This is a genomic window from Cupriavidus mimosae (genome assembly GCF_023952485.1).
Classification (GTDB): domain Bacteria; phylum Pseudomonadota; class Gammaproteobacteria; order Burkholderiales; family Burkholderiaceae; genus Cupriavidus; species Cupriavidus taiwanensis_C.
Map to the genome: position 1 here is coordinate 59,365 of NZ_JALHRY010000014.1, position 26,513 is coordinate 85,877.

Consider the following 26,513-nt stretch of genomic DNA (forward strand, 5'->3'; position numbering starts at 1 on the left):
GACGTTGCTGCTTGTTGTTATGGCTTGCTGTTATGCACTACGCCCGGCCGCCTGCCGCGCTAGCGGAACAGCTGCCGGTACTCCAGGAATACCGCTTCCATCACCAGCCGTGCCGCCAGCGGATGGTTCTCGCTGCGGCGGTGTGCGTTCAGGCGCGCGGCAAACGCCTGCAGGCCGCGCGCATCAGTGGCGCCGGCGCAGCGCACCAGTACGGCCCGCTCCCTGGGGAAGTACCGCGGCGTGGCACCGCCATCCAGGTGCAGTGCCAGCAGATCGTACGTCCAGCGCTGCAGGATGCCAAGCACGGCGGGTACCGGCAGCTTCTGCAGTTGCTCGGCCGCCGCGGGGGCGTCGAACGCGGCCGCGGCGCCGAGCTGGCCGACCAGCCAGCGCTGCAGCGGCTGCTCCTCGGCCTCGGCCGCGTGCAGCGCGGTCAGCGGCGAGCCGCCGGCCAGCGCCAGCTGGGCCTCGGCGTCCGCCACGCCCTGCCCGCGCAGCCATGCCAGCGCAGCCTCGGGCGTCGGGCGCTGGGCCGAGAACTGGCGGCAGCGCGACAGGATGGTCGGCAGGATGCGGTCAAGCCGGTCGGTCACCAGCAGGAACACCGTCGACGGCGGCGGTTCCTCGAGCGTCTTGAGCAAGGCATTGGCGCCCTCGGTCTGCAGCGCGTCGAGCGGATAGACCACCACCACGCGCAACCCGGCGCGGTGCGTGCCTACCGCCACGGCCTCGATCAGCGCGCGCACCTGCTCCATGCGGATGATCTTGCTGGGCGCCTTTTTCTTGCCGCCCTCGTCGGTTTCCGCCTCGGCCGAGGCGTCGAGGGCCTCGGGCCGCACCACGGTGAAATCCGGGTGGTTGCCCTGGCTGAACCAGTGGCAGGCGGCACATTGCCCGCACGGCTGCCCGTCCGCCAGCGGCGCTTCGCACAGCAGCCCCTGGGCGAAATGCAGTGCCAGGTCGCGCTTGCCGATGCCTTGCTGGCCGTGGATCAGCAACGCATGCGGCAGCCGCTCGCGCAGCGCGCCCAGCCGTTGCCAGTCTTCTTTCTGCCAGGGATAGAGCATGTAAATCAGTAGGTTAGCGGTCTAACTTCGAGTGCTGGCTAAATATTACCTTGGCGTCGATTAAAAAACGCCGGTAAATCAGATGGTTGCGAGAATCTTTTCAAGTTCGTCGCGAATATCGGCAATGCTGCGGGTGGCGTCGATGACGCGGAAGCGCTGCGGCGACTGCGCCGCGCGGCGCAGGTATTCGTCGCGGGTGCGCTGGAAGAAGGCGCGCGATTCGGCTTCGAACTTGTCCGGCGTGCGCGCCGCGGCCAGGCGCGCACTGGCGGTTTCCAGCGGCACGTCGAACAGCAGCGTCAGGTCCGGCTGCAGGCCGCCCTGGACCCAGCCCTCCAGCACTTCGAGCCGGCCGGTGGCCAGGCCCCGGCCGCCGCCCTGGTAGGCAAAGGTGGCATCGGTGAAGCGGTCGGAAATGACCCACTTGCCGCGCTCCAGCGCCGGCGCGATGACTTCGGCGATATGCTCGCGCCGCGCCGCGAACATCAGCAGCGCTTCGGTTTCCAGGTGCATCTTGCGGTGCAGCAGGATCTGGCGCAGGTCTTCGCCCAGCGACGTGCCGCCGGGCTCGCGCGTGGTGACGACCCCGGCGATGTCGGCGCGCGCGCGCAGGCGGTCGGCAACCCAGTCGATATGGGTGCTCTTGCCGGCGCCGTCGATGCCCTCGAAGGTAATGAATTTTCCGCGCATGGAATGCCTATTTGCCGCGCTGGTACTTGTCGACCGCGCGGTTGTGTTCGGGTAGCGAGTTGGAGAAATGGCTGCTGCCGTCGCCGCGGGCAACGAAGTACAGCGCGTCGGACGGCGCCGGCGTGGTTGCCGCGGCCAGCGAGGCCAGCCCCGGCAGCGCGATCGGCGTGGGCGGCAGGCCGGTGCGGGTGTAGGTATTGTACGGGGTGTCGGCCTGCAGGTCGCGCTTGCGCAGGTCGCCGTCGAAGGCCTCGCCCAGTCCGTAGATCACGGTCGGGTCGGTCTGCAGCAGCATGTTCTTGCGCAGCCGGTTGATGAACACCGCGGCGATCATCGGGCGCTCGGCAGCCTGGCCGGTTTCCTTCTCGACGATCGACGCCATCACCAGCGCCTCGTACGGGGTCTTGTACGGCAGGTCGGGCGAGCGTGCGTTCCAGGCCTCGTTGAGCCGGCGCTGCATGGCGCGGTAGGCGTGCTTGTACAGCTCGAGGTCGCTGCTGCCGCGCGCGAACAGGTAGGTGTCGGGAAAGAACAGCCCTTCGGGCGAAGGCTCGGCCGCGCCGATGGCTTTCATCAGTTCGGCGTCGGACATGCCGCGGGTGTCGTGGCGCAGCGCCGGGCTGGCGTCGACCGCGGCGCGCATCTTGCGGAATTCCCAGCCCTCGATCACCGTGACCACGTAGTGCGTGACTTCGCCGCGGGCCAGTTTGCCGACGATCGACAGCGGCGTGGCGCCGGTTTCGAATTCATAGCCGCCGGCCTTCAGGTCCGCGCCATGCCCTGTCAGCCGCGCCAGCAGCACGAACAGCCGCGGGTCCATGCCCACGCCGCCGCGCTGGATCTGCCGGCCGACGCTGGCCACGCCGGAATTCGGCTTGATCACTACTTCCACCGGCGACTTGCTAAGCGACACCGGGTGATTGGCCCACCACGCAAAACCGCCCACGGCCGCCAGCGCGAACACCAGCACGGCAAGCCCAAGGCTGAGGAATAAACGTTTCATGTATCAGGTATAGGGACTGGCCGCGGGCACCGCCGGCGGACTTGCATGCCGCCGCGGACCACCGGCGCCGGCCGAAAATCTCGTAGCCCCATATAATAACCGGCAGCCCGGCACGACCGTGAGCCGTGGCGCCGGCGCCGCTCGCGCGCCCGGCACCGCGCACCCTCGGTGGCCCGTTTCCTTCTCTTCCCGATTTGCCTCGACGATTGCCTCGCAATGCCAGCATTGAATCCCCAAGCCCAGCAACTCGCCGCCAACCTTGACGCGCTGCAGGCCGGCGGCGTGGTTTGCACCCCGGCCGGGCTCGGCCTCGTCCGCGTGGCGGGCGACGATGCCGCCAGCTTCCTGCACACCCAGCTGACCAACGCGGTCGACGACCTGGCGCCGGGCACGGCGCGCCTGGCCGGCTACTGCTCGCCCAAGGGCCGGCTGCTGGCCACCTTCCTGATGTGGCGCGACGCCGACGGCATCGTGCTGCAGCTGTCGGCCGAGATCCAGGCCGCGGTGCAGAAGCGCCTGTCGATGTTCGTGCTGCGCGCCAAGGCCAGGCTGTCCGACATCACTCCTACCCATGCCATCCTCGGCTTGGCCGGCGCCGGCGCCGCCGGGGCGCTGGCAGCGGCCGGGCTGCCCGCGCCGGAAGCCGCCTTTGCCGTGGCCACGGCCGACGGCGCCACCGTGATCCGCCTGCCGGATAGCGCCGGCCAGCCGCGCTGGCAGCTGGTGCTGCCGGCCGAGCGTGCCGACGCGCTGCGCGCGGAGCTGTCCGCCACGCTGACAGCTGCCGCGCCGGCGTTGTGGGACTGGCTCGAAGTCCAGTCGGGCCTGCCCCGCATCGTCGCGGCGACGCAGGAGCAGTTCGTGCCGCAGATGATCAATTTCGAGCTGGTCGGCGGGGTCAATTTCCGCAAGGGCTGCTATCCGGGCCAGGAGATAGTGGCGCGCAGCCAGTATCGCGGCACGCTCAAGCGCCGCATGTGGCTGGTGCAGGGTCAAGGCGAGGTGCCGGCGCCCGCAGCCGAGATCTATCGGCCGGAAGACCCGGGCCAGCCCTGCGGCATGATCGTCAACGCCGCGCCCGCTCCCGATGGCGGCTGGGCCGGGCTGGCCGAGCTGAAGATCGATGCCGCCGGCAGCGCACTGCGGCTGGGCAGCGCCGAGGGCGCGGCGGTGGCCACTGCCAGCCTGCCCTATGCGGTGCCGCTGGGGGAAGCTGCCCAGGCCGCCGGCTGATTGCCACAGGAGCCGCCATGAGCGACCACCTCTACGTCTATTTCCGCGTGCCGGAGGCCGTTGCCGCCGAGGCGCTGCCGCACTGGCACCGCTGGATGGAAACGGTGGCCGAAGCCACCGGAATTGGTGGTACGCTGATGCGCAGGCCGGAAACCCGCGCCGGCGTGCAGACCTGGATGGAGTGCTACGCCGACGTGCCGCCCGCGTTCGATGCCACGCTGGAAGGGCTGTGGCGGCAGAGCGGGCTGGAACAGTGGGTGGAAGGCGAGCGGCGCGCCGAACACTTTATCGACCTTGACGTGCTGTAGGCGCCCCGGATGACGTGTCGGCGCCGTCGGACTGAAGTACGCGGGAGCCGCTGAGGCGGCACCCAGCGGCAAAGGAAGCGAAACGATGTGTCTGATCCTGGTTGGCTGGCAATCGCACCCGGACTATGCCCTGGTCGTAGCCGGCAACCGCGATGAATTCTATGCACGCCCCGCGGCGGCCGCGCACTGGTGGCAGGATGCGCCCCAGGTGCTGGCCGGCCGCGACCTCGCCGAGGTCATTGGCGAGCCCGGCACCTGGATGGGGGTCAACGCCGAGGGCCGCTTCGCCGCGCTGACCAACTACCGCGCCCCGTCCGAAAAACGCACCGACGCGCGCTCGCGCGGCGAACTGGTGGCGGGCTTCCTGCGCGGCCATGCGGCGCCGTTCGACTACCTCGACGGCCTCGCCGGCGAAGACGGCGCGTACAACGGCTTCAACCTGCTGGCAAGCGACCTGCGCGAACTATGGTGGTACAGCAACCGCTCGGCGTCGCGCCAGCCGCAACGGCTGCGTCCGGGCCTGTACGGCCTGTCCAACGCGCTGCTCGACACGCCCTGGCCCAAGGTGCGCAGCCGCGTTGGCGCGCTGGCCGAAGTGCTGGCCGCGGACAGCGGCCAACCCACCGCCAGCGCCGAACCCTACCTGCAGATGCTGGCCGACCAACGCCAGGCCGCGGATTTCGAGCTGCCCGCCACCGGCGTGGCGCCGGAATGGGAAAAGCTGCTGTCGTCGGCCTTTATCCGTTCGCCGATGTACGGCACGCGTGCCAGCACCGTGCTGCGCATCCGCCACGACGGGCGCTTCGACCTGAACGAGCGCAGCTTCGACGCCGATGGCCGCATCGGCGACGTGGCCTACCACGGCACGCTGAACCTGTCGCGCGACACCGGCATCGTGCAGGCGCCGCGCTGAGCGCCGCGCCGGCGCTTTATCGCCGCAAGCGCTTGCGCATCTCCACGTGCGGGATGCCCGCCTCTTCGAATTCCGGCCCCACCTGCTCGAACCCCACGCGCGCATAGAACGGCGCCGCGTGGGTCTGCGCGTTGAGCACCAGTTCCGGATAACCCAGCTGTTCCGCCTTGCGCATCAGCGCCTCCAGCACCAGCGCGCCGACGCCGCTGCCGCGCGCCGGCTTCAGCACGGCCATGCGGCCGATATGGCCGTCGGGCAGCAGCCGGCCGGTGGCCAGCGGCGTGCCATCCTCGTCGAGCGCCAGCGCATGCCAGCTGGGCTCGTCCCATTCGTCCCATTCCAGTTCCACCGGCACGCACTGCTCCTCGACAAAGACGGTGTAGCGGATGGCGCGCGCGCGCTCGCGGGCTTCGGGCCAGGGGCAGATCAGGACGGTGGTAGGCATGGCGTAAAAACGGGCAAGTGGCAATGCGGGCGCCAATGATACGCCAGCGCCGGGCCCACCGCAGCCGCACCAATGTGGAGCAGTGGGCGCACGGACCAGCGTGACTTGCACCATATCCGGGTTTACCTGGGGTCGGCAGCCGTATAGCAAATTTGTATGATGACCTGATTACCGAATGACTGGGAAAGCTGCCGTGTTCCAGAAAGTCCCTGCCCGTGCCCTGACCGACAACGTTGCCGAACAACTGCTGGACAAGATCCAGAGCGGGGCCTTTGCCCGCGGCGACAAGCTGCCGACCGAGGCGGTGCTGTCAGAGGAGTTCGGCGTCAGCCGCACCGTGGTGCGCGAGGCCATCTCCCGGCTCAAGTACGAAGGCGTGGTCGAGTCACGCCAGGGCAGCGGCGTGTTCGTGACGCTGCAGGCCGGCATCCGGCCGCTACGCATCGACTACACCGACACCGGCACGCTGGAAGCGGTGCTGCAGATCGTCGAGCTGCGCCGCGCGATCGAGGCCGAGGTGGCGGCGCAGGCAGCCCGGCGCCGCACCGATGCCTCGATGGCGGCGATCGACGCCGCGCTGGCCCGCCTCGACGAAGTGGTGGCGCAGGGCGGCGACGGCGTCGCCGAGGACGTGGGCTTTCACCGCGCCATCGCCGAAGCGACCGGCAATCCTTATTTCCTCAAGACGCTGGAATTCCTGAGCCAGTACCTGGAAGCCGCCACGCGCGTGACCCGCACCAACGAGGCACGCCGCGCGGACTTTTCGCGCCAGGTGCGCGAGGAACACCAGGCCATCGTCGCCGCGATTCGCGCCGGCGACCCGCTGGCCGCGCGCAATGCCGCGCAGAACCATATGTACAACGCCGCGCACCGGCTGGCGCAACTGGGCGCCGACGAGAGCGGCGCGGCGCACGGCGCCACCAACTGACGCGCCGTCGCAAGCATCGAATCATCCGTATCTGTTTCAGGGAGTCCCCTATGTCCAGGAATATCGGCGTCATCGGCCTTGGTGCCATGGGCTTTGGTGTCGCGCAGTCGCTGCTGCGGGCCGGTTTCAACGTGCATGCCTGCGACCTGCGTGCCGAAGTGCTGCAGCGCTTTGCCGATGAAGGCGGCGTGCCGTGCGCCTCGCCCGCCGAACTGGGCAGCCGCTGCGACGTGGTGCTGACGCTGGTCGTCAACGCGCAGCAGACCGAGGCCGTGCTGTTCGGCGCCAACGGCGCCGTTGCCGAGATGCAGCCGGGCAAGCTGGTGATCGCCAGCGCCACCGTGCCGCCGGGCTTTGCCGGGACGCTGGGACAGCGCCTCGCCGAAAAAGGCCTGCTGATGCTGGACGCGCCGGTCTCCGGCGGCGCCGCGCGCGCCGCCAGCGGCGAAATGACCATGATGACCTCGGGCCCCGCAGAAGCCTACGCACTGGCCGAGGACGTGCTGGCCGCCATCGCCGGCAAGGTGTACCGCCTGGGTGCCGCGCACGGCGCGGGCTCCAAGGTCAAGATCATCAACCAGCTGCTGGCCGGCGTGCACATCGCCGCCGCGGCCGAGGCGATGGCGCTCGGCATGCGCGAAGGCGTGGATCCGGACGCGCTCTATGACGTGATCACGCACAGCGCCGGCAACTCGTGGATGTTCGAGAACCGCGTGCCGCATATCCTGAAGGGCGACTACACCCCGCTGTCGGCGGTAGACATCTTCGTCAAGGACCTGGGCATGGTGCTCGACACCGCGCGCACCAGCAAATTCCCGCTGCCGCTGTCGGCCGCCGCGCACCAGATGTTCATGATGGCCTCCACCGCCGGCCACGGCGGCGAAGACGATTCGGCCGTGATCAAGATCTTCCCGGGCATCGAGCTGCCGGGCAAGGCCGAATAAGGAGCACCGACCATGACCGCGCTCCTGGGCTGTATCGCCGACGACTTTACCGGCGCCACCGACCTCGCCAACACGCTGGTGCGCAATGGCATGCGCACCGTGCAGACCATCGGCGTGCCGGAATCCGCAGCCGATATTGGCGCGGCCGACGCGCTGGTGGTCGCGCTGAAATCGCGCACCATCCCCGCCGCCGAGGCCGTGGCGCAGTCGCTGGCCGCGCTCGAATGGCTGCGCGCGCAAGGCTGCCGCCAGTTCGTGTTCAAGTACTGCTCCACTTTCGATTCGACCGATGCCGGCAATATCGGCCCGGTCGCCGAAGCACTGCTGAACGCGCTGGACAGCGATTTCACCATCGCCTGCCCCGCCTTCCCCGAGAACGGCCGCACCATCTTCCGCGGCCATTTGTTCGTGGGCGATGCGCTGCTGAACGAGTCGGGCATGGAACACCATCCGCTGACGCCGATGACCGATGCCAGCCTGGTGCGCGTGCTGCAGCGCCAGAGCCAAAGCAAGGTCGGCCTGCTGCGCTACGATACCGTCGCGCGCGGTGCGCAGGCCGCGGCTGAACGCATCGCGGCGCTGCGCCACGACGGCGTGCGGCTGGCGATTGCCGATGCGGTGTCTGACGCCGACCTGCTCACGCTGGGCGAAGCCTGCGCCGGCCTGCCGCTGATCACCGGCGGCTCGGGCATCGCGCTGGGCCTGCCGGAGAACTTCCGCCGCGCCGGCCTGCTGGTGCAGCGTGGCGATGCCGATGCGGTCCCCGCCATCGACGGCCCGGGCGTGGTGCTGGCCGGCAGCGCCTCGCGCGCGACCAACGGGCAAGTGGCGCGCTGGCTGGAGCAAGGCCGCCCGGCGCTGCGCATCGACCCGCTCGCGCTGGCGCGCGGCGAAGCGGTGGCCGACGCCGCGCTGGACTTCGCCGCCGCCCACGACGAGCCGGTGCTGGTCTACGCCACCTCCAGCCCCGACGAGGTCAAGGCCGTGCAGGCCGAACTGGGCGTCGAGCGTGCCGGCCACCTGGTCGAGCAATGCCTGGCCACCGTTGCGGCCGGCCTGCTCGCACGTGGCACGCGCCGCTTTGTCGTCGCCGGCGGAGAAACCTCGGGCGCCGTGGTACAGGCACTGAACGTACGGGCGCTGCGTATCGGCGCACAGATCGCTCCAGGTGTGCCGGCCACGGTCACGCTCGGCGCCACGCCGCTGGCGCTGGCGCTCAAGTCGGGCAATTTCGGCGGCCCGGACTTCTTCGACGAAGCGCTGCGCCAGCTGGGAGGCCAGTGATGAGCACCGAAAGCAAGCTGCGCGAAGAGATCTGCCGCATCGGCGCCAGCCTCTACCAGCGCGGCTATACCGTCGGCTCGGCCGGCAACATCAGCGCGCGGCTGGACGATGGCTGGCTGATCACCCCGACCGATGCCTGCCTGGGCATGATGGACCCGGCCGCGGTCGCCAAGGTCGCCGCCGACGGCACCTGGGTGTCGGGCGACAAGCCGTCCAAGACGCTCACGCTGCATCGCGCCATCTATGACAACAATCCCGGGGCGCACGCCGTGGTGCACACGCACTCGACGCACCTCGTGGCCCTGACGCTGGCCGGTGCCTGGCAACCGGACGACGTACTGCCGCCGCTCACGCCGTACTACGTGATGAAGGTCGGCCATATCCCGCTGATCCCCTATCACCGGCCCGGCGATCCCGCGGTCGCCGCGCGCGTGGCCACGCTGGCCGCGCAGGTGCGCGGCGTGCTGCTGGAGCGCCTCGGTCCGGTGGTATGGGAGTCCAGCGTCTCGCGCGCCGCGTTCGCGCTGGAAGAACTGGAGGAGACCGCCAAGCTATGGATGATGATGAAGGACACGCCGGGCTTCGCCGCCCGCGCGGCGCTGCCCGACGGCGCACTGGCTGAGTTGCGCGACGCCTTCCAGGCGCGCTGGTAGCACAGCCCTCTTTTTTCCGACTGACACGGCCATACGGATCTGACCGGCGCGGTTGCCTTGCGGCCACCGTGCGGGGCACGCGCATGCCTGCTATTCGCGTAGCCGGCACACATTACTAGACCAGACTGACTCTACCCGGAGACCACCGATGCCTTCCAACCAACCGGCGGCCAGCGTACCCGCCTTCGACAGCCTGGGCGGCAACGCCCGGCTCGACACCGACACCCAGATCGAGAAACGCGCCTACAGCAAGGTGTTCTGGCGCATCATGCCGTTCCTGATGCTGTGCTACGTGGTCGCCTACCTCGACCGCGTCAACGTCGGCTTCGCCAAGCTGCAGATGGGCCAGGACCTGGCCTTTTCCGAGACCGTGTTCGGCCTCGGCGCCGGCCTGTTCTTTATCGGCTATTTCCTGTTCGAGGTGCCCAGCAACCTGCTGATGCACAAGATCGGCGCGCGCATCTGGATCGCCCGCATCATGATCACGTGGGGCATCATCTCGGCGCTGTTCCTGTTCGTGAAGACGCCGACGCAGTTCTACGTGATGCGCTTCCTGCTCGGCCTGGCCGAGGCGGGCTTCTATCCCGGCGTGATCCTGTACCTGACCTACTGGTACCCGGCCAACCGCCGCGCCAAGATGATCGCGCTGTTCATGTCGGGCATCCCGGTCGCGGGCATGTTTGGCAACCCGCTGTCGGGCTGGATCATGGATGCCTTCAACGGCACGCATGGCATGAGCGGCTGGCAATGGATGTTCCTGCTCGAAGCCCTGCCCGCGCTGGTGATCGGCGTGGTGACGATCTTCGTGCTGCGCGATGGCATCGACAAGGCGCCATGGCTCAGCGCCGATGAAAAGCGCGTGCTCAAGCGCAATGTCGAGGAAGACCAGCAGAAGGCCGGCGCCGCCGCCGGCCAGGCGCACGGCCATTCGCTGGGCGCCGTGTTCAGCGACCGCCGCGTGTGGTGGATGTGCCTGATCTACTTCTGCTTCGTCACCGGCCAGTATGCGCTGACGTTCTGGATGCCCACGCTGGTCAAGGCCAGCGGCGTCACCGGCAACCTGAAGATCGGCCTGCTGTCGGCAATCCCGTTCATCTGCGCCATCATCGTCATGAACATCCTCGGCCACAGCGCCGACGCGCGCCAGGAACGCCGCTGGCACCTGATCGTGCCGGCGCTGATGGGTGCGGTGGGCTTTGCCATTGCCGCCTCGTTCACCAACAATACGACCGTGTCGATCGCCGCGCTGTCGCTGGCCGCCGCCGGGGTGCTGACCTGCGCGCCGCTGTTCTGGTCGCTGCCCACCGCGTTCCTGTCCGGCATTGCCGCCGCTTCCGGCATCGCCGTGGTGAACTCGGTCGGCAACCTGGCCGGTTTCGTGTCGCCGTACATGGTTGGCGCGCTCAAGGACCTGACGCACAGCACGCAGCTGCCGATGTACGTGCTGTCCGCGATCCTGGTGGTGGGCGCCGTGCTGGTATGGCTGACGCCGGCTAAACTGGTCAACCGCTGAAATCCGGCCGGGCCCGTCGCGCTGACCGCGACCGGCGCCGGCTTCGTCCTACGCTCTGGAGTTCCCATGCCGCGCTTCGCCGCAAATCTCTCGATGATGTACAACGAGCACGCGTTCCTGGATCGCTTCGCCGCTGCCGCAGCGGACGGCTTCCAGGCGGTGGAGTACCTGTTCCCGTACGAGCACCCCGCCGCCGAGCTGCGCGCGCGCCTCGATGCGAATGGTCTCGCCCAGGCGCTGTTCAATGCCCCGCCGGGTGACTGGGCAGCGGGCGAGCGTGGCCTGGCATCGCTGCCGGGGCGCGAGGCCGAATTCCGCGATGCCGTCGGCCGTGCGCTGGAATACGCCGGCGTGATCGGCAATGACCGCGTGCACGTGATGGCAGGGCTGGTGCCGGCCGATGCCGAGCGCGCGCGCTACCGTGCCACCTACCTGGAAAACGTCGCCTTCGCCGCGAAAGCGGCCGCCGCGCAGGGCGTGACCATCGTGCTGGAGCCGATCAACACGCGCGACATGCCGGGCTATTTCCTGAACCGCCAGGACGACGCGCAGGCGATCTGCAAGGAGGTCGGCGCGGCCAACCTGAAGGTGCAGTTCGACTGCTACCACTGCCAGATCGTCGAGGGCGATATCGCGATGAAGCTCAGGCGCGACATGGCCGGCATCGGCCATATCCAGATCGCCGGCGTGCCCGAGCGCCATGAGCCGGACCTGGGCGAGCTGAACTACCCGTACCTGTTCGACCTGATCGACTCGCTCGGCTACCAGGGCTGGATCGGTTGCGAATACCGCCCGCGTGCCGGCACGTCCGAAGGACTGGGCTGGCTCAAGCCCTACCTCGGCCGCTGATTGCAGAACCACCACAGATCTCTTGCCATGAACGTACTGATTACCGGCGGCGCCGGCTTCCTCGGCCTGCAGCTGGCCCGCCTGCTGCTGCAACGCGGCACCCTGAACCTGGACGGCAAGGCCGTCTCCTTCGAGCGCCTGACGCTGCTCGATGTGGTCGCGCCGCAAGGGCTGGACGATGCGCGCGTGCGCGTGGTGACTGGCGACCTGTCCGACCCGGCCGTGCTGCGCAGGGCCATCGACCAGGACACCGGCGCGGTGTTCCACCTCGCCGCCGTGGTTAGCGGCCAGGCCGAGGCCGATTTCGAGCTGGGCATGCGCGTCAACCTCGACGCCTCGCGCGCGCTGCTCGAAACCTGCCGCGAACTGGGCCACAAGCCGCGCGTGCTGTTCACCAGCTCGGTCGCGGTCTATGGCGGCGAGCTGCCGCCGGTGGTGCAGGACGACACCGCGCTCAATCCGCAATCGTCGTACGGCGTGCAGAAGGCGATCGGCGAACTGCTGCTGTCCGACTACAGCCGCCGCGGCTTCGTCGACGGCCGCGTGCTGCGCCTGCCGACCATCAGCGTACGCCCGGGCAAGCCCAACGCGGCGGCCTCGTCGTTTGCCAGCGGCATCATCCGCGAGCCGCTGGCTGGCGTGGCAGCCAACTGCCCGGTGGCGCCGGAGACCAGACTGTGGCTGCTGTCGCCGCGCGCGGCGGTGGCCGCGCTGGTCAATGGCATCGAACTGGCCGGCGAACGGCTGGGCAACCGCCGCGTGATCAACCTGCCGGGGCTGTCGGTGACGGCGGCGGGCATGGTCGAGGCGCTGCGCCGCGTGGCCGGCGATGCGGTGGCGGACCTGGTGACGTGGGAACGCGAGGAGCGTGTCGAGAAGATCGTCGGCACGTGGCCGGCGGCATGGAATGCGGAACGTGCCTTGGCGCTGGGGTTCGAGAGCGATGCCAGCTTTGATGCGGTGATCCGGGCTTATATGGAGGATGCGGGGGTGGGCAAGTAAGCTTCGCCGCTCCGCCATGGCGACTGCCTATTCAGTTGCTGAGCGCCGGTCCCCTCTCCCGCTTGCGGGAGAGGGCTAGGGAGAGGGCAGGACTTTCGTGTCCTAACACGCCCTGTCGCAAAGCACACGCCTGCCCTCTCCCCCGCCCCTCTCCCGCAAGCGGGAGAGGGGAGAAAACAAGCGGGATTTGCAGGATTCTTGCGAACCCTTAGCCCGCCGGCTTCACCACCTCATACCCCTCGATCACCTCCCGCACCACCCCCGGGATCGGCGCCGACTTCTGCGTCGCCGGGTCCGCGCACACATAGACGATTTCGCCGGTGATCAGGTGCTCGTCGCCCCGATACATCTCCACCCGGAACAGCATGCTGGACCGCCCCAGCCGCGCCATGCGGCCGCGGATGTCGAGTTGATCGTCGAAGCGCGCCGACGCGTGATACTCCAGCGTCGACTTGACCACGAAGATGTCGACGCCATGCGCGTGCAATACGTCCTCCGGATAGCGGATGCCCAGCGCGCGCCAGTACTCGGTCACGCAGATATCGCAATACGTCAGGTAGTGCGCATTGAAGACAATCGATTGCGGATCGACTTCGGACCAGCGCACGCGCAGCGGGATGGTGTGGCGGAACTCCTCTTTGGCCATTGACGTGGTCTCCTTGTTGATTGTTCCGGAACGCTGGAAAGACATCAGGCCGCCGTACCCGCCGGCGCGAGGCTCGGCAGGCGCGGGCGGCCTGAATGCATGAGAGGCGGTGGCTCAGCGCGGGCTTACTGCGGCTTGGCCAGCCCCAGCTTCTCGATGATCGCCTTTTCCTTTTTGACGGTTTCCGTCGCGAACTGCGCGTACTGCTGGCTGTTCATGTAGAACGGTTCCATGTCGAACTTGGCCAGCGATTCGCGGTAGTTGGGCATTTCCATCGCCTTTTTGAAGGCGTCATGCAGCTTCTGCACGATCTTCGGATCCGTGCCCTTGGGCGCGACCAGGCCGAACGGCGAGGTCTGCACGATGCCCATGCCCAGTTCCTTCAGCGTCGGCACGTTGGGGAAGCGCGCCGAGCGCTTCTCGCCCCAGGTCGACAGCAGGCGCAGCTTGCCCTGCTCCACGTACGGTGCCCAGGCCGGCGTGTCGGCCACCGACATCACGTGGCCGCCGAGCAGCGCCTGCATCGATTCCGAATTGCCCTTGTACGGGATGTGCGAGAACTGCACGCCCTGCTTCAGGGCCAGTTCTTCCATGGTCAGGTGCAGGGTGGTCATCGAGCCCGGCGAGCCGTAGGTCAGCTTGCCCGGGTTGGCCTTGGCGTAGGCGATGTAGTCCTGCATGGTCTTGATCGGCGAATCGGCCGGCACCACCAGGCCGAACGAATAGCCGGCCAGGTTGATGATGTAGCTCAGGTCCTTGACCGGGTCCCAGTTGATCTTGGTGGTGTACGGCAGGCGGTAGACCGGCATGGCCACCTGCGCCAGGGTGTAGCCGTCGGGCGCGGTGCTCTGCATCAGCTGCGCCGGCAGCACGCCGCCGGCACCGGGCTTGTTCTCGACGATCACGGGCTGGCCCAGGATCTTCGCGGCGTTGTCGGCCAGCACGCGGAACGGGATATCCGTGGAGCCGCCGGCGGTGTAGCCGATCACCAGCCGGATCGGGCGCTGCGGGAACTTGTCGGCCTGGGCCTGGGCGGGCATGGCGGCAAGCCCGAGGGCCGCGGTGGCGGCGGCGATGCCGGCGCGGGCGAGGAAGTGGCGGCGTTGCATTTGAAAGTGTCTCCTAGTGCTGCAAATCACTGCTTGAAAAATGCGTGGACCGGCGCGACCGCAAGGCGAGGCCTAGTCCTGCGAGGTGCCGAACGCGGTGCGCAGCGCGGCGACGGCATCGCCATGCGCCTGCGCCACCGCGGGCACGAACCGGCCCAGTTTGAAGAAATCATGGATCATGCCGGGGTAGTCGGCCAGCGTGGCGTCGACGCCCGCGGCGCGCAGCTTTTCGGCATAGGCCACGCCCTCGTCATGCAGCGGGTCGTAGCCGGCCACCGCGATCCAGGCCGGGCAGACCCCGCCCACCTCGGCACCGGTGCCACCGCCGTCGAGCGGGGCAAAGCGCCAGTCGTCGCGGCTGGCATCCTGGTCCAGGTACTGCGCGAAGAACCATCGGATCATCTCCGCCGTCAGCAGGTAGCCGTCCGCCAGCGCGCGGTGCGACGGCGTATCCTGGCGCGCGCAGGTGCCCGGATAGATCAGCAGTTGCAGCACCGGTGCCAGCCCGGCATCGCGCGCCTCGACCGCGCAGGCGGCGGCCAGCGTGCCGCCGGCGCTGTCGCCTCCCAGGCCGATGCGCGCGGTGTCGGCGCCGAGCTTGTCGGCTTCGGCGAAGACCCAGTGCAGCACATCGAAGGCATCGTTGACCGCGGTCGGGAAGCGCCACTCGGGCCCGAGCCGGTAATCCACCGACAGCACCATGCAATCGGCCTGGCCGCACAGCAGGCGGCACAGCGGATCGTGCGAATCGACGCTGCCGACCGTGAAGCCGCCGCCGTGGAAGTACACCAGCAGCGGCAGCGGCTCGACCCAGCTGGCCTCGCGCGGCGTATACAGCCGGACCGGGATGGCGTGGCCGTCGCGGGCCGGCACCAGCAGGTCTTCCGCGGTATGCACCGGCGGCGGGTTGAGGTCCAGGATCGGCGCGCTTTTTTCGTAGGCGATCTTGGCGTCTTCCGGCGCCATGGCGTGGATCGGCGGCCGCTTGGCGCGCGCGATCAAGGCCAGCAACGCGGCCATCTGCGGGTCCAGCGGATGGTCCGGCAGGCCTGGCGTGGCGGATGGGGAAGACGGTACGACAGACATAGGGCGGAATGCGGCACAAACCCGGCGCAGGCCCCGCGCAGCAAGGCAGGCGCGGCGTCGGCATCGGGACAAGTTCGAATAGTGAACGATCGTTCGATTTTAGTATGATGCCAGATGTTTCCGAGCCCGGGCAGTCCGAGATAACCCGGAAAAGTCCGGCTCGCCCTGCCACGCCGGCAGTTTTTGCGCGATCATCGGCTGCAGCGGCGCCGGGGCCTGCGGAAACGATGCCACAGTGCCATTGAACCCCAACCCGGCGCATGATGCCAGCGGCGGGCCAGGCCCGTGACAACAACGCATTCCAACGCATTCCAACGCTTTCGCGGCAGATCCCAGCAGGAGACAAGCAAACATGGCGTTCATCTACTATCTGACCCACATTCACCTGGACTTCGGCGCGGTCAACGTGCTGAAGTCGGAATGCGAGCGCATCGGCATCCGCCGGCCGCTGTTGGTGACAGACCAGGGCGTGGTCGCGGCCGGCGTGGCGCAGCGCGCCATCGATGCGATGCAGGGCCTGCCGGTGGCGGTGTTCGACGAGACTCCGTCGAACCCGACCGAGGCCATGGTGCGCAAGGCCGCCGCGCAGTACCGCGAGCAAGGCTGCGACGGGCTGGTGGCAGTGGGCGGCGGTTCGTCGATCGACCTGGCCAAGGGCATCGCCATCCTGGCCACGCACGAGGGCGAGTTGACCACCTATGCCACCATCGAAGGCGGCAGCGGCAAGATCACCGACCGGGCCGCGCCGCTGATCGCGGTGCCCACCACGTCCGGCACCGGCAGCGAGGTCGCGCGCGGCGCCATCATCATCCTCGACGACGGCCGCAAGCTGGGCTTCCATTCCTGGCACCTGCTGCCCAAGTCCGCGGTGTGCGATCCCGAGCTGACGCTGGGCCTGCCCGCCGGCCTGACCGCCGCCACCGGCATGGACGCCATCGCCCACTGCATCGAGACCTTCCTCGCGCCCGCCTTCAACCCGCCCGCGGACGGCATCGCGCTCGACGGCCTGGAGCGCGGCTGGACCCATATCGAGCGCGCCACCCGCGACGGCAAGGACCGCGATGCGCGGCTGAACATGATGAGCGCGTCGATGCAGGGCGCGATGGCGTTCCAGAAGGGACTGGGCTGCGTGCATTCGCTGTCGCACCCGCTCGGCGGGCTGAAGATCGACGGCCGCACCGGCCTGCACCACGGCACCCTCAACGCGGTGGTGATGCCGGCGGTGCTGCGCTTCAACGCCGACGCGCCCACCGTGGTGCGCGATCACCGCTACGCGCGCCTGCGCCGCGCCATGCACCTGCCCGACGGCGCCGACCTGGCGCAAGCGGTGCACGACATGACCGCGCGCCTGGGCCTGCCCACCGGGCTGCGCCAGATGGGCGTCACCGAGGACATGTTCGACAAGGTGATCGGGGGCGCGCTGCTCGACCACTGCCACAAGACCAACCCGAAAGAAGCCAGCGCCGCGGATTATCGGCGTATGCTTGAGCAGTCCATGTAGCACACCGCGTAGCATCCAGCGGCTTCCCGCCGGTCTGACCGACCAAGCGGCTGTCCGGCGGCCCTCCCTCCACAGCGCAGGAGACAACATGAGCGGCGAGCATTTGCAGGTAGTCCATGGCGACATCACCCGGATGGAAGTCGATGCCATCGTCAATGCGGCCAACAGCGGCCTGCTGGGCGGCGGCGGTGTCGACGGGGCCATCCACGGGGCCGGCGGCCCCGCCATCATGGAGGCCTGCCGCGCGATCCGCGACGCGCAGGGTGGCTGCCCCACCGGCGAGGCCGTGCTCACCACCGGCGGCCGCCTGCCGGCGCCCTACGTGATCCACGCGGTCGGGCCGGTGTGGCAAGGTGGGGGCCAGGGCGAGGAAGAGCAGCTCGCCAATGCCTACCGCAACAGCATCCGGCTGGCGGCGCAGCATCACCTGCGCACACTTGCCTTCCCCAACATCAGCACCGGCATCTATGCGTTCCCGCGCGAACGCGCGGCGGATATCGCCATCGCCGCGGTGCGCGAGGCGCTGGCCGGGGCGCCGGAGATCGAGCAGGTCACCTTCGTCTGCTTCGATGACGAAAACTACCGGCTTTACCGCGAGCGGCTGAGCTAAAGCCTGCGCGCGGCGGCCTGGGCCGCCGCGTGCGTGCGCACCGATCAGGCCGGCAGCGCGCTGCGGATCAGCTGGTTGATCCGTTCCGGCTGTTCGTGGATCACCCAGTGGGTGCCTTCGGGGATGCGCTCCAGCCGCAGGTCGGGCACGAAATCGGCCAGGCCGTCCACCAGCGACTTCGGCAGCGCGCGGTCGCGCTCGCCCCATACCACCAGCGTCGGCACCCGTACCACGAACGCAGCCGGGTCCAGCCGGGAAATATCGGGCGGCGGCTCGCCCTCGCCCGGCGGATGCATCGGCGAGGCCCGGTAGAAATTGACGCCGCCGGTCAGCGGATGTACCCCGGCGTCCTTGCCCTCGCCCGGCTGCGACCACGCCGCGTGATACCTGGCGCGCGTCTCGGCGGTGTACCAGGCCGCCGGCTTGCCGTCGTCGTCGGACAGCATCCGGTCCAGCAGCGCGAAGTCGTTGGCCGCCAGCGCCTGTTCCGAGCCCGGCTTGCGCAGCCAGTTCATGTAGGCCGACGCGGCCTGCTGCGCGGGATCGGTGGCGAGCGAGCGCGCGAACAGGTACGGATGCGGCGAATTGACGATGACCAGCTGGCGCACCAGCTGCGGGAACTGGATCGCCAGGTTCCAGCAGATCGCCCCGCCCCAGTCGTGCGCCACCACCACGGCCTGGTCATAGCCCAGCGCGCCGACCAGCTGCACCAGGTCTTCGACGATATGGCGCGGCCGGTAGGCGCTGACGTCGGCGGGCTTGCTCGACAGGTTGAAGCCGCGCAGGTCCGGCGCGACGGCGAAATGCGTGCGGCCGAACTCGGCCAGCTGCGCCTCCCATTCGAACCAGAATTCCGGAAAGCCGTGCACGAACAGCATCAGCGGCTTGCCGCGCTCGCCCGCGCTGGCGTAGTGCAGCCGGGTGCCATTGGGCAGCGTGGCGTACTGCAGGTGGCGGATCACGGCGGCGGGGGCTGCCATGTTGTTCTCCATATGCGGTCCTCCTCGTTGTGGCGTTGTGCGGGCCGGGGTTGGCGAACGTGGCTAACGAACCTCAGCTCAGCCGCGCAACGCGGCAACCAGGCCCGCGCGGACCTCGGGCTTGTCGGCAAACGGATCGCCGGGGTTGCGCTGCCCGACGATATCCTCGAAGCGCTGGCGCACGGGGGCGAGCGCCTGGGGGTGGGAATAAATATAGAAGCTTTCGTCGCGGATGGCATCGAAGGTGATCTGCGCCACCTCCGCCGCGGTCACCTTGCCCGAGCCCACGGCCTTGTCCGACAAGGCCTGCGACACCAGCTGCGAACGCGTCGGCGGCGCCTGGTTGGCCAGGTCGGCGGGCCGGTTGCGCTGAGACTGGCTGATGCCGGTCGGCACGAAGTACGGGCACAGCACCGAGCAGCGCACCTGCTCCGTCACCAGCCCCAGGTCCTGGTACAGGGTTTCGGTCAGCGCCACCACCGCGTGCTTGGACACGTTGTAGACGCCCATCGCCGGCGGATTCAGCAAGCCCGCCATCGATGCGGTGTTGACGATATGCCCCTCGAACGCCGGGTCCTTCTCCGCGGCCGCCAGCATCAGCGGCGTAAAGATGCGCACGCCGTGCACCACGCCGTACAGGTTGACGCCCATCACCCATTCCCAGTCCCGCTCCGAGTTTTCCCAGATCAGGCCGCCCGCGCCGACGCCGGCATTGTTGAACAGCAGGTTGACCTGGCCGAAGGCTTCGATCGCGGCATCGGCCAGTGCCTGCACCTGCTCGGCGCGCGAGACGTCGGTACGCAGGCCGATCACCGGCACGTTGCGCGCCTGGAATTCGGCGACGGTTGCGTCCAGCGCGTCTTCCTGCACGTCGGCCAGCACCAGCTTCATGCCGAGGTCGGCGGCAATGCGGGCAAATTCCTTGCCGAAGCCCGAGGCGCCGCCGGTAATGACGGCCACCCTGTTGGAGAAATCCTTCATGTCGTCTGTCCTGTCGCGTGAGTCGAATGGAAAATGCCGGCCGCGGCGCGGCCCTGCAGTGTCAGTCCAGCAGGTCGGGCTGTTCCTTGACGATGCGGGCATAGAGCGGCTGGAACTGGAACCAGCCCGCCTGCGCCGTGCCTACGATCGAATACGCCTGCCGTGCAGCGGCGTCGGCAATCACCTTCAGCGGCGCCTGCGTGCGCGCCGCGGCCGCTTCGGCCAGCAGCTGCACCTGGCAGGAGCGCTCCATGGTGATGAACCACCACGCCGCTTCATCGACGGTCTTGCCGACGGTGAGCAGGCCATGGTTCTGCAGGATCGCGGCCTTGTTCTGCCCGAGCGCGTTGGCGATGCGCTGGCCCTCGTCCAGCTCCACCACCACGCCGCCAAAGTCGTCATAGACCGCGTGGTCGTTGTAGAAGGCGCACACGTCCTGCGTCAGCGCATCGAGCGGGCGGCCGAGCGTCGACCAGGCGCGGCCATAGGTGCTGTGCGAGTGCGCGGCGGCGACCGCGTCGGGACGGGTCTGGTGCACGCGCGAATGGATGGCGAAGGCCGCGGCATTGACCGGATAGTCGCCCTCGACCACATCGCCGTGGTGGTCGCAGCGGATCAGGTTGGAGACCCTGACCTGGCTGAAATGCACGCCGAAGGGATTGACCCAGAAGGTGTCGGGAAACTCGGGGTCGCGCGCGGTGATATGGCCGGCCACGCCTTCGTCGAAGCCGAATTTCGAGAACAGCCGGAAGGCGGCGGCCAGGCGCTGCTTGCGGTGCAGGCGCTCTTCGCCCACGGTGGCGAACTGCGGCGGCCGCGGCAGGTTGCGGTAGCGGGCCTTGACCTCTTCGGGCAGGCCGGCGCCGATCTCGTCGGCGCTCTGGATTTGCGGGGCTTGCGGGGCATTCATCGGTGTCTCCGTTGCTGGTGATATCCGTTGCCCGCGGCGCGCCGTGCCGACGCGCCGCGGCCCTGCATGCGCCGGTCAGACCAGCTTGACCAGCTGCTTGCCGAAGTTCTTGCCCTTGAGCAGGCCCATGAAGGCTTCCGGCGCGCTGGCCAGGCCTTCGGCGATGCTTTCGCGGAACTTGAGCTTGCCCTGCGCGACCGCAGTGCCCAGTTCCTTCAGCGCCTGCGGCCACACCTCCATATGCTCCGAGACGATAAAGCCCTCGATGGTCAGGCGCGAGACCAGGATCAGCTGCGGGTTCTTCAGCGGCAGCGGCTGGCCGTCATAGCCGGCAATCATGCCGCACATGGCGATGCGGCCGAAGGCGTTCATGCGCGACAGCACCGCGTCGAAGATGTCGCCGCCGACGTTCTCGAAATAGCCGTCGATGCCGTCGGGCGTGGCCTCCTTGAGCATGGTGTAGAGCTCTTTCGGGTCCTTCGCCGCCTTGTAGTCGATACAGGCGTCGAAGCCCAGCTCATTGACCACGTAGTCGCACTTGTCCTTGCCGCCGGCAAAGCCCACCGCGCGGCAGCCCGCCAGCTTGGCGAGCTGGCCCACCACGCTGCCGACCGCGCCCGACGCGGCGCTGACCGCGATGGTCTTGCCCGCCTTGGGCTGGATGATCTTGTTCAGGCCATACCACGCGGTCACGCCCGGCATGCCGACCGCGCCGAGGTAGGCCGACAGCGGGATATGCGTGGTATCGACCGGCTGCAGGCCGGTGCCGTCGCTGACGCCCATTTCCTGCCAGCCAAACATGCCGACCACCTTGTCGCCCGGCTTGAACTTGCTGTTCTTGCTTTCCACCACCTCGCCGACGGTGCCGCCGATCATCACCTCATCGAGCGGCTGCGGCGCCGCGTAGGACTTGCTGTCGTTCATGCGCCCGCGCATATACGGGTCCAGCGACAGGTAGTGGTTGCGCACCAGCACCTGGCCGTCGGCGATCTGCGGCACGGGCACTTCCTCCAGCCGGAAATTGGCCGGCGTCACCGCGCCTTCGGGACGCGAGGCCAGGACGATGCGCTTGAACGTGTTGGACATGGTCGGGTTCCTTCCAATGGGAGATGGAAACTGCATGGAAACTGCTGATGCGGGGCAATGCGGCACATGGAGCGCCCCGCCTGTGCTGCGCCGGCGCTCAGCCGTCGGCGCCGGTATCGGTTTCGCCCGGGCGCTGCGGCGGCATGCGCCGGATGTACTTGAACGTGCCCGAGCCGCGCGCCACGGTCTTGCCGTCGGCATCGACGATCTCGGCCTCGCAGAACACCATGGTGGTGGTGCGGTGCACGGTGGTGCCGCGCGCGGTCAGGTGGCCGCGGCCCGGCGCCATGAAGCTGCTCTTCATCTCGATGGTGACCACGCCGCGGCCATCGGCATCGCTGCTGCGGCCGGCCACCGCCATGGCCACGTCGAGCAGCGTCATGATCACGCCGCCGTGGGCCATGTCCCAGCTGTTCTGGTGGCGCTTTTCGGTCGGCAGCGAGATCTCGCTGCGCCCGCCCTCGGCCAGGCTGCAGGTCACGCCGAGCTCGGCAAGGAAGGGGATATGGCTCAGGGAGCCGGTGTACTGGTTCATGGCAATGCGATTGGAAGTGGGGGGTCGGAGAGGCTCCGGCAGTTTGCCCGCCGGTGCCGCCCCCGCATTATTGCCGCAAACGAAGGCCGTCGCTCAGACCGCGCTGACGCCGCCGTCGACCGCCAGGATCTGCCCGGTGATGTGCTTGCCGGCATCGCTGGCGAACAGCAGCGCCGCGCCCTTCAGGTCTTCGTCGTCGCCCAGGCGGTGCAGCGGCACGCCCGCGCACATGGCCTCGACGCCCATGCGCTCGAGCGAGCCCTTGGTCATCTTGGACGGGAAGAAGCCCGGCGCCAGCGCGTTGACGGTGATGTTGTGCTCGCCCCACTCCGCCGCCAGCGTGCGCGTGAAATTGACCACCGCGCCCTTGGAGGTGTTGTAGGCAATGGTCTCCATCGACCCCGGCGGATTGCCGGCCAGGCCCGCGATCGACGCCACGTTGATGATGCGGCCATAACGGCGCGGGATCATCGACAGCTTGCCGATGCGCTGGCTCAGCAGGAACAGGCCGCGGATATTCAGGTTCATCACCTTGTCCCACGCTTCCAGCGGGTGGTCCTCGGCCGGCGCACCCCAGGTGGCACCGGCGTTGTTCACCAGGATGTCGACGTGGCCGAGTTTCGCGATAGCCTCGTCGGCCAGGCGAGCGATCTCGGATTCCTGCGAGCCGTCGGCGGCGATCCAGTCGGCCTCGATGCCGAGGCCCTTCAGGTGTTCCTGCGCGGCGCGCAGCTCGTCGGCCTTGCGTGCCGACAGCATGATGCGCGCGCCCTGCTCGCCCAGTGCTTCGGCGATCTGCAGGCCAAGCCCGCGCGAGCCGCCGGTAATCAGCGCGGTCTTGCCCTTCAGGTCAAACAGTTGCTGGATGGTGCGCATGTTGTCTCTTCCTTGCTTGTCTTGAGTGAGGGGGCGCGCGCTCAGAACCACGCGTCCTGCATGTCCAGCGTGGTGCGGTCGAGCGATGCCAGCAGGTCGAACTGAGGGCCGACCCTGGGCAGCTCGAAGCGGAAGAAGTACGCCGCCGCGGCCAGCTTGCCGCGATAGAAGTCCTGGTCTTCCTGGCCGCTCGCCTGCGCCAGCGCGGCCTGCGCCAGCAGTGCCTGCTCCAGCCAGATCCAGGCGACCACGACGTGGCCGAAGGCTTCGAGGTAGACCGAGGCGTTGGCCAGCGTCACGTTGGCATCGCCGGCGCTCCACAGCGTCTGGGTCACCTCGGCCAGGCGCTTGGTCGAGGAGCCGAGCGCGCGCGCCTGCTGCGCCAGTCCGGCATCGTCCGCGGCCAGCGCGCGGCCGATGGTGGCCTGCACGCGCTCGCCCAGCAGTCTGAACGCGGCGCCATCCTTCATCACCACCTTGCGGCCCAGCAGGTCCAGCCCCTGGATGCCGTGCGTACCTTCGTGGATCGGGTTCAGGCGGTTGTCGCGGTAGAACTGCTCGACGTTGTATTCGCGGGTATAGCCATAGCCGCCATGCACCTGGATCGCGAGGTTGTTGGCCTCCAGGCACCATTGCGACGGCCAGCTCTTGGCGATCGGGGTCAGGATGTCGAGCAGCAGCGCCAGGCGCGCATGCGCTTCCTGGTCGCCCGCGGCAGCAGCGGCTTCTTCCTCGTCCACCAGCCGCGCGCAATACAGGTTCAGCGCCAGGCCGCCCTCGACATAGCTCTTCTGCGCCAGCAGCATGCGGCGGATATCGGCGTGCTCGACCAGCTTTACCTGCGGGCTGGCGGCATCCTTGCCGCCGGGGCCGACCGGGCGGCCTTGCGGACGGTTGCGCGCGTAGTCCAGCGCATGCAGATAGCCCGTGTAGCCGAGCATCACCGCGCCCAGGCCCACGCCGATGCGCGCCTCGTTCATCATGTGGAACATGCAGGCCAGGCCCTGGTGCGGCTCGCCCACCAGGTAGCCGATGGCGCCGACCTTGCCGCCTGGCTTGTACTTCATGCCCTCGCCGAAATTCAGCAGGCAGTTGGTGGTGCCGCGGTAGCCCATCTTGTGGTTCAGGCCGGCCAGCACCACGTCGTTGTGCTCGCCCAGCGAGCCGTCCTCATTGACTAGGTACTTGGGCACGATGAACAGCGAGATGCCCTTCACGCCCGGGATCAGCTTGCCGTCCGGGCCGGGGATCTTGGCCAGCACCAGGTGGACGATGTTGTCCGACAGCTCGTGCTCGCCCGCGGAAATCCACATCTTGTTGCCGCGCAGCCGGTATTGCGCGCCCAGCGGCGATTCGCCTTCGTACTCGGCGCGCGTCGTGATATCCGACAGCGACGAGCCGGCCTGCGGCTCCGACAGGCACATGGTGCCGAAGAAGCGCCCTTCCATTTCCGGCTTGACGAAGGTCTCGACCTGCGCCGGCGTGCCGTGCGTCAGCAGCAGGTTGGCGTTGCCGATGGTCAGGAAGGGGTAGGAGCTGGTACCGACGTTGGCACCCTTGAAGTAGGCGAAACCGGCCTTCTCCACCACCACCGGCAGCTGCATGCCGCCCAGCTCGTAGTCCTGCCCGGCGGCCATCAGCCCGGCCTCGCAGAAGGCCTTCAGCGCGACGCTGACCTCGGGGATGATGCTGACGGTCTCGCCGTCGAATTCGGGTTCGTGCTGGTCGTTCTTCTTGTTGTGCGGCGCGAACAGGTCGGTGGCGATCTTCTCGCAGGTATCCAGCGCGGCATCGAAGGTCTCGCGCGAGTGGTCGGCGTAGCGCGGGATGCGGGTCAGCTCGTCGACCTTGAGCCATTCGTACAGGATGAAGTTCAGGTCGCGGCGGGAAAGGATCATCGACATGGTGTCTCCAGGAGGCGCACTGCGTGGGGCGCCGTGAATTCTTGACCTTCTTGTACGAACCGCCCCGCATTGAATCGCACCGCATGGGTGCCCCCTCTCCCGCTTGCGGGAGAGGGTTGGGGTGAGGGCCGGACGGTACGACGAAGTACAGGCCGGCGGTATGCCACCGCCTGCCCTCACCCCCTGCCCCTCTCCCGCAAGCGGGAGAGGGGAGCAAACCGGCAGCGTGCCGGTTTTGTCGCCAGTTACAGAACTTCGAACAGACCAGCAGCGCCCTGGCCGCCGCCGATGCACATCGTCACCACCACATACTTCACGCCCCGGCGCTTGCCCTCGATCAGCGCATGGCCAACCAGGCGCGCGCCCGACACGCCATACGGATGCCCCACCGCGATGGCGCCACCGTTGACGTTGAGGCGGTCCATCGGGATGCCCAGCGTGTCGGCGCAGTACAGCACCTGCACCGCGAAGGCTTCGTTCAGTTCCCACAGGCCGATGTCGTCGACCTTCAGTCCGGCCTTCTTCAGCAGCTTGGGCACCGCGAAGACAGGGCCGATGCCCATCTCGTCCGGCTCGCAACCCGCCACGGCAAAGCCGCGGAACACGCCCAGCGGCTGCAGGCCCTTGGCCGCCGCCACACGCGCGTTCATCACCACGGCCGCCGAGGCGCCGTCCGAGAACTGCGAGGCGTTGCCGGCGGTGATCACACCACCCGGCACGGCGCTGCGGATCTTGGAAACGCCTTCCAGCGTGGTGTCGGCGCGGATGCCTTCGTCGCGGTCGATGGTGACTTCCTTCGTCACCAGCTGGCCGGTGGACTTGTCGGCAACGCCGGCAAGCACCGTCATCGGCACGATCTCGTCCTTGAACTTGCCGGCTTCCTGCGCGGCGGCGGCGCGTTGCTGGCTGCGCACGCCGTACTCGTCCTGGCGCTCCTTCGAGATGCTGTAGCGCTTGGCCACGTTCTCGGCGGTCTGCAGCATGTTCCAGTAGATTTCCGGCTTGTTCTTGGTCAGCCAGCTTTCCTGGACCATATGGCGGTTCATCTCCTGCTGCACGCACGAGATGGACTCCACGCCGCCGGCCACGAAGATGTCGCCCTCGTCGGCGATCACGCGCTGCGCGGCCATGGCGATGGTCTGCAGGCCCGACGAGCAGAAGCGGTTGACGGTGGCGCCGGGCACGGTGACCGGGCAGCCGGCGCGCAGCGCGATCTGGCGCGCGATATTGGCGCCGGTGGCGCCTTCCGGATTGGCGCAGCCCATCAGCACGTCTTCGACCTCGGCGGCCTCGATCCTGGCGCGCGCGATGGCGTGCTGGACCGCGTGGCCACCCAGCGTGGCGCCGTGGGTCATGTTGAAGGCGCCCTTCCAGCTCTTGGCCAGGCCGGTCCGTGCGGTGGATACGATGACTGCTTCGTTCATTGTGTTGCTCCTCGGAATCTTGTGTCGTTCAGT

At 68.3% G+C, this 26,513-nt stretch carries 27 protein-coding genes; 12 read left to right on the top strand and 15 right to left on the bottom strand.

Annotated elements, in window-relative coordinates; translation table 11 throughout:
* Positions 1-59 precede the first annotated feature (59 nt).
* The 3 genes from MKD50_RS23380 to mltG all read right to left on the bottom strand — a co-directional run bounded on the left by MKD50_RS23380 (position 60) and on the right by mltG (position 2,760).
* Positions 60-1,067: a DNA polymerase III subunit delta' gene (locus MKD50_RS23380; protein ID WP_115706864.1), complete on the bottom strand. Its 1,008-nt coding sequence runs from the start codon at positions 1,065-1,067 to the stop codon at positions 60-62.
* Between the two features lie 78 nt (positions 1,068-1,145).
* Positions 1,146-1,757: a dTMP kinase gene (gene tmk / locus MKD50_RS23385; protein ID WP_092316382.1), complete on the bottom strand. Its 612-nt coding sequence runs from the start codon at positions 1,755-1,757 to the stop codon at positions 1,146-1,148.
* Positions 1,758-1,764: 7 nt separating this feature from the next.
* Entirely contained in the window at positions 1,765-2,760 is a 996-nt protein-coding gene (gene mltG / locus MKD50_RS23390) for an endolytic transglycosylase MltG (RefSeq protein WP_115706863.1), read from the bottom strand.
* Positions 2,761-2,976: 216 nt separating this feature from the next.
* Here mltG and ygfZ point away from each other — a divergent pair, with 216 nt between their 5' ends.
* From ygfZ to MKD50_RS23405, 3 genes are all read left to right on the top strand, one after another.
* Complete coding sequence (gene ygfZ / locus MKD50_RS23395; RefSeq protein ID WP_115706862.1) at positions 2,977-3,993, top strand: CAF17-like 4Fe-4S cluster assembly/insertion protein YgfZ; 1,017 nt, start codon at positions 2,977-2,979, stop codon at positions 3,991-3,993.
* Positions 3,994-4,010: 17 nt separating this feature from the next.
* Positions 4,011-4,301, top strand: coding sequence for a DUF4936 family protein (locus tag MKD50_RS23400; RefSeq protein ID WP_252668858.1), 291 nt, complete (start codon positions 4,011-4,013; stop codon positions 4,299-4,301).
* Between the two features lie 85 nt (positions 4,302-4,386).
* Positions 4,387-5,214, top strand: coding sequence for an NRDE family protein (locus MKD50_RS23405; RefSeq protein WP_115706861.1), 828 nt, complete (start codon positions 4,387-4,389; stop codon positions 5,212-5,214).
* Between the two features lie 16 nt (positions 5,215-5,230).
* Here the strand turns inward: MKD50_RS23405 and MKD50_RS23410 are convergent, their stop codons facing one another.
* Complete coding sequence (locus MKD50_RS23410) at positions 5,231-5,659, bottom strand: GNAT family N-acetyltransferase (protein ID WP_252668860.1); 429 nt, start codon at positions 5,657-5,659, stop codon at positions 5,231-5,233.
* A 193-nt stretch (positions 5,660-5,852) separates the two neighbouring features.
* On the opposite strand from MKD50_RS23410, the gene MKD50_RS23415 reads away from it, so the two are divergent.
* From MKD50_RS23415 to denD, 7 genes are all read left to right on the top strand, one after another.
* Positions 5,853-6,587 (top strand): FadR/GntR family transcriptional regulator, encoded by a 735-nt coding sequence (locus MKD50_RS23415; RefSeq protein WP_111521026.1) that lies wholly within the window; start codon positions 5,853-5,855, stop codon positions 6,585-6,587.
* A gap of 50 nt (positions 6,588-6,637) precedes the next feature.
* A complete protein-coding gene (gene ltnD / locus MKD50_RS23420; protein ID WP_240074494.1) occupies positions 6,638-7,531 on the top strand; it encodes an L-threonate dehydrogenase in 894 nt (297 codons plus the stop codon).
* A 12-nt stretch (positions 7,532-7,543) separates the two neighbouring features.
* Complete coding sequence (gene otnK, locus MKD50_RS23425) at positions 7,544-8,815, top strand: 3-oxo-tetronate kinase (RefSeq protein WP_252668862.1); 1,272 nt, start codon at positions 7,544-7,546, stop codon at positions 8,813-8,815.
* The gene (gene otnC, locus MKD50_RS23430) at positions 8,815-9,468 is read left to right on the top strand and encodes a 3-oxo-tetronate 4-phosphate decarboxylase (RefSeq protein ID WP_115709399.1); all 654 of its coding nucleotides are present in this window, start codon (positions 8,815-8,817) and stop codon (positions 9,466-9,468) included. The genes otnK and otnC overlap by 1 nt, the downstream gene beginning before the upstream one ends.
* A 148-nt stretch (positions 9,469-9,616) precedes the next feature.
* Complete coding sequence (locus tag MKD50_RS23435; RefSeq protein WP_252668864.1) at positions 9,617-10,981, top strand: MFS transporter; 1,365 nt, start codon at positions 9,617-9,619, stop codon at positions 10,979-10,981.
* Positions 10,982-11,047: 66 nt separating this feature from the next.
* Positions 11,048-11,830 carry a 2-oxo-tetronate isomerase gene (gene otnI, locus MKD50_RS23440; protein WP_252668866.1) on the top strand — a complete coding sequence of 261 codons (783 nt, stop codon included), beginning with the start codon at positions 11,048-11,050 and terminating at the stop codon, positions 11,828-11,830.
* Between the two features lie 27 nt (positions 11,831-11,857).
* Positions 11,858-12,832: a D-erythronate dehydrogenase gene (gene denD, locus MKD50_RS23445; RefSeq protein ID WP_252668868.1), complete on the top strand. Its 975-nt coding sequence runs from the start codon at positions 11,858-11,860 to the stop codon at positions 12,830-12,832.
* Between the two features lie 208 nt (positions 12,833-13,040).
* Here denD and MKD50_RS23450 read toward each other — a convergent pair whose 3' ends face one another.
* The 3 genes from MKD50_RS23450 to MKD50_RS23460 form a co-directional block, all read right to left on the bottom strand.
* Positions 13,041-13,478: a YbgC/FadM family acyl-CoA thioesterase gene (locus MKD50_RS23450; RefSeq protein ID WP_183300653.1), complete on the bottom strand. Its 438-nt coding sequence runs from the start codon at positions 13,476-13,478 to the stop codon at positions 13,041-13,043.
* A gap of 125 nt (positions 13,479-13,603) precedes the next feature.
* Positions 13,604-14,587 (bottom strand): tripartite tricarboxylate transporter substrate binding protein, encoded by a 984-nt coding sequence (locus tag MKD50_RS23455; RefSeq protein ID WP_252668870.1) that lies wholly within the window; start codon positions 14,585-14,587, stop codon positions 13,604-13,606.
* Positions 14,588-14,659: 72 nt separating this feature from the next.
* Positions 14,660-15,673 (bottom strand): alpha/beta hydrolase, encoded by a 1,014-nt coding sequence (locus tag MKD50_RS23460; RefSeq protein WP_252668872.1) that lies wholly within the window; start codon positions 15,671-15,673, stop codon positions 14,660-14,662.
* Positions 15,674-16,025: 352 nt separating this feature from the next.
* On the opposite strand from MKD50_RS23460, the gene gbd reads away from it, so the two are divergent.
* Both gbd and MKD50_RS23470 read left to right on the top strand, forming a co-directional pair.
* A complete protein-coding gene (gene gbd / locus MKD50_RS23465) occupies positions 16,026-17,174 on the top strand; it encodes a 4-hydroxybutyrate dehydrogenase (RefSeq protein ID WP_252668874.1) in 1,149 nt (382 codons plus the stop codon).
* Between the two features lie 88 nt (positions 17,175-17,262).
* A complete protein-coding gene (locus tag MKD50_RS23470) occupies positions 17,263-17,784 on the top strand; it encodes an O-acetyl-ADP-ribose deacetylase (protein WP_115706848.1) in 522 nt (173 codons plus the stop codon).
* 44 nt (positions 17,785-17,828) lie between these two features.
* On the opposite strand, the gene MKD50_RS23475 is transcribed toward MKD50_RS23470, so the two are convergent.
* The 8 genes from MKD50_RS23475 to MKD50_RS23510 form a co-directional block, all read right to left on the bottom strand.
* Entirely contained in the window at positions 17,829-18,776 is a 948-nt protein-coding gene (locus MKD50_RS23475; RefSeq protein WP_252668876.1) for an alpha/beta fold hydrolase, read from the bottom strand.
* Positions 18,777-18,842: 66 nt separating this feature from the next.
* Complete coding sequence (locus tag MKD50_RS23480) at positions 18,843-19,745, bottom strand: SDR family oxidoreductase (protein ID WP_115706846.1); 903 nt, start codon at positions 19,743-19,745, stop codon at positions 18,843-18,845.
* Positions 19,746-19,806: 61 nt separating this feature from the next.
* Positions 19,807-20,655, bottom strand: a complete 849-nt coding sequence (locus MKD50_RS23485; protein WP_115706845.1) for a class II aldolase/adducin family protein — start codon at positions 20,653-20,655, stop codon at positions 19,807-19,809.
* A gap of 75 nt (positions 20,656-20,730) precedes the next feature.
* A complete protein-coding gene (locus MKD50_RS23490) occupies positions 20,731-21,741 on the bottom strand; it encodes an NADP-dependent oxidoreductase (protein ID WP_252668878.1) in 1,011 nt (336 codons plus the stop codon).
* Positions 21,742-21,838: 97 nt separating this feature from the next.
* The gene (locus tag MKD50_RS23495; RefSeq protein ID WP_111521010.1) at positions 21,839-22,276 is read right to left on the bottom strand and encodes a PaaI family thioesterase; all 438 of its coding nucleotides are present in this window, start codon (positions 22,274-22,276) and stop codon (positions 21,839-21,841) included.
* Positions 22,277-22,369: 93 nt separating this feature from the next.
* Entirely contained in the window at positions 22,370-23,152 is a 783-nt protein-coding gene (locus MKD50_RS23500) for an SDR family oxidoreductase (RefSeq protein ID WP_115706843.1), read from the bottom strand.
* Positions 23,153-23,193: 41 nt separating this feature from the next.
* A complete protein-coding gene (locus MKD50_RS23505) occupies positions 23,194-25,056 on the bottom strand; it encodes an acyl-CoA dehydrogenase (protein WP_252668880.1) in 1,863 nt (620 codons plus the stop codon).
* Between the two features lie 245 nt (positions 25,057-25,301).
* The gene (locus MKD50_RS23510) at positions 25,302-26,480 is read right to left on the bottom strand and encodes an acetyl-CoA C-acyltransferase (protein WP_115706841.1); all 1,179 of its coding nucleotides are present in this window, start codon (positions 26,478-26,480) and stop codon (positions 25,302-25,304) included.
* Between the last annotated feature and the right edge of the window lie 33 nt (positions 26,481-26,513).

Bases quoted from the DNA above. Each gene is read 5' to 3' on its own strand.
- MKD50_RS23380 (WP_115706864.1), bottom strand. From the start codon at position 1,067: ATGCTCTATCCCTGGCAGAAAGAAGACTGGCAACGGCTGGGCGCGCTG.
- tmk (WP_092316382.1), bottom strand. From the start codon at position 1,757: ATGCGCGGAAAATTCATTACCTTCGAGGGCATCGACGGCGCCGGCAAG.
- mltG (WP_115706863.1), bottom strand. From the start codon at position 2,760: ATGAAACGTTTATTCCTCAGCCTTGGGCTTGCCGTGCTGGTGTTCGCG.
- ygfZ (WP_115706862.1), top strand. From the start codon at position 2,977: ATGCCAGCATTGAATCCCCAAGCCCAGCAACTCGCCGCCAACCTTGAC.
- MKD50_RS23400 (WP_252668858.1), top strand. From the start codon at position 4,011: ATGAGCGACCACCTCTACGTCTATTTCCGCGTGCCGGAGGCCGTTGCC.
- MKD50_RS23405 (WP_115706861.1), top strand. From the start codon at position 4,387: ATGTGTCTGATCCTGGTTGGCTGGCAATCGCACCCGGACTATGCCCTG.
- MKD50_RS23410 (WP_252668860.1), bottom strand. From the start codon at position 5,659: ATGCCTACCACCGTCCTGATCTGCCCCTGGCCCGAAGCCCGCGAGCGC.
- ltnD (WP_240074494.1), top strand. From the start codon at position 6,638: ATGTCCAGGAATATCGGCGTCATCGGCCTTGGTGCCATGGGCTTTGGT.
- otnK (WP_252668862.1), top strand. From the start codon at position 7,544: ATGACCGCGCTCCTGGGCTGTATCGCCGACGACTTTACCGGCGCCACC.
- otnC (WP_115709399.1), top strand. From the start codon at position 8,815: ATGAGCACCGAAAGCAAGCTGCGCGAAGAGATCTGCCGCATCGGCGCC.
- MKD50_RS23435 (WP_252668864.1), top strand. From the start codon at position 9,617: ATGCCTTCCAACCAACCGGCGGCCAGCGTACCCGCCTTCGACAGCCTG.
- otnI (WP_252668866.1), top strand. From the start codon at position 11,048: ATGCCGCGCTTCGCCGCAAATCTCTCGATGATGTACAACGAGCACGCG.
- denD (WP_252668868.1), top strand. From the start codon at position 11,858: ATGAACGTACTGATTACCGGCGGCGCCGGCTTCCTCGGCCTGCAGCTG.
- MKD50_RS23450 (WP_183300653.1), bottom strand. From the start codon at position 13,478: ATGGCCAAAGAGGAGTTCCGCCACACCATCCCGCTGCGCGTGCGCTGG.
- MKD50_RS23455 (WP_252668870.1), bottom strand. From the start codon at position 14,587: ATGCAACGCCGCCACTTCCTCGCCCGCGCCGGCATCGCCGCCGCCACC.
- MKD50_RS23460 (WP_252668872.1), bottom strand. From the start codon at position 15,673: ATGTCTGTCGTACCGTCTTCCCCATCCGCCACGCCAGGCCTGCCGGAC.
- gbd (WP_252668874.1), top strand. From the start codon at position 16,026: ATGGCGTTCATCTACTATCTGACCCACATTCACCTGGACTTCGGCGCG.
- MKD50_RS23470 (WP_115706848.1), top strand. From the start codon at position 17,263: ATGAGCGGCGAGCATTTGCAGGTAGTCCATGGCGACATCACCCGGATG.
- MKD50_RS23475 (WP_252668876.1), bottom strand. From the start codon at position 18,776: ATGGAGAACAACATGGCAGCCCCCGCCGCCGTGATCCGCCACCTGCAG.
- MKD50_RS23480 (WP_115706846.1), bottom strand. From the start codon at position 19,745: ATGAAGGATTTCTCCAACAGGGTGGCCGTCATTACCGGCGGCGCCTCG.
- MKD50_RS23485 (WP_115706845.1), bottom strand. From the start codon at position 20,655: ATGAATGCCCCGCAAGCCCCGCAAATCCAGAGCGCCGACGAGATCGGC.
- MKD50_RS23490 (WP_252668878.1), bottom strand. From the start codon at position 21,741: ATGTCCAACACGTTCAAGCGCATCGTCCTGGCCTCGCGTCCCGAAGGC.
- MKD50_RS23495 (WP_111521010.1), bottom strand. From the start codon at position 22,276: ATGAACCAGTACACCGGCTCCCTGAGCCATATCCCCTTCCTTGCCGAG.
- MKD50_RS23500 (WP_115706843.1), bottom strand. From the start codon at position 23,152: ATGCGCACCATCCAGCAACTGTTTGACCTGAAGGGCAAGACCGCGCTG.
- MKD50_RS23505 (WP_252668880.1), bottom strand. From the start codon at position 25,056: ATGTCGATGATCCTTTCCCGCCGCGACCTGAACTTCATCCTGTACGAA.
- MKD50_RS23510 (WP_115706841.1), bottom strand. From the start codon at position 26,480: ATGAACGAAGCAGTCATCGTATCCACCGCACGGACCGGCCTGGCCAAG.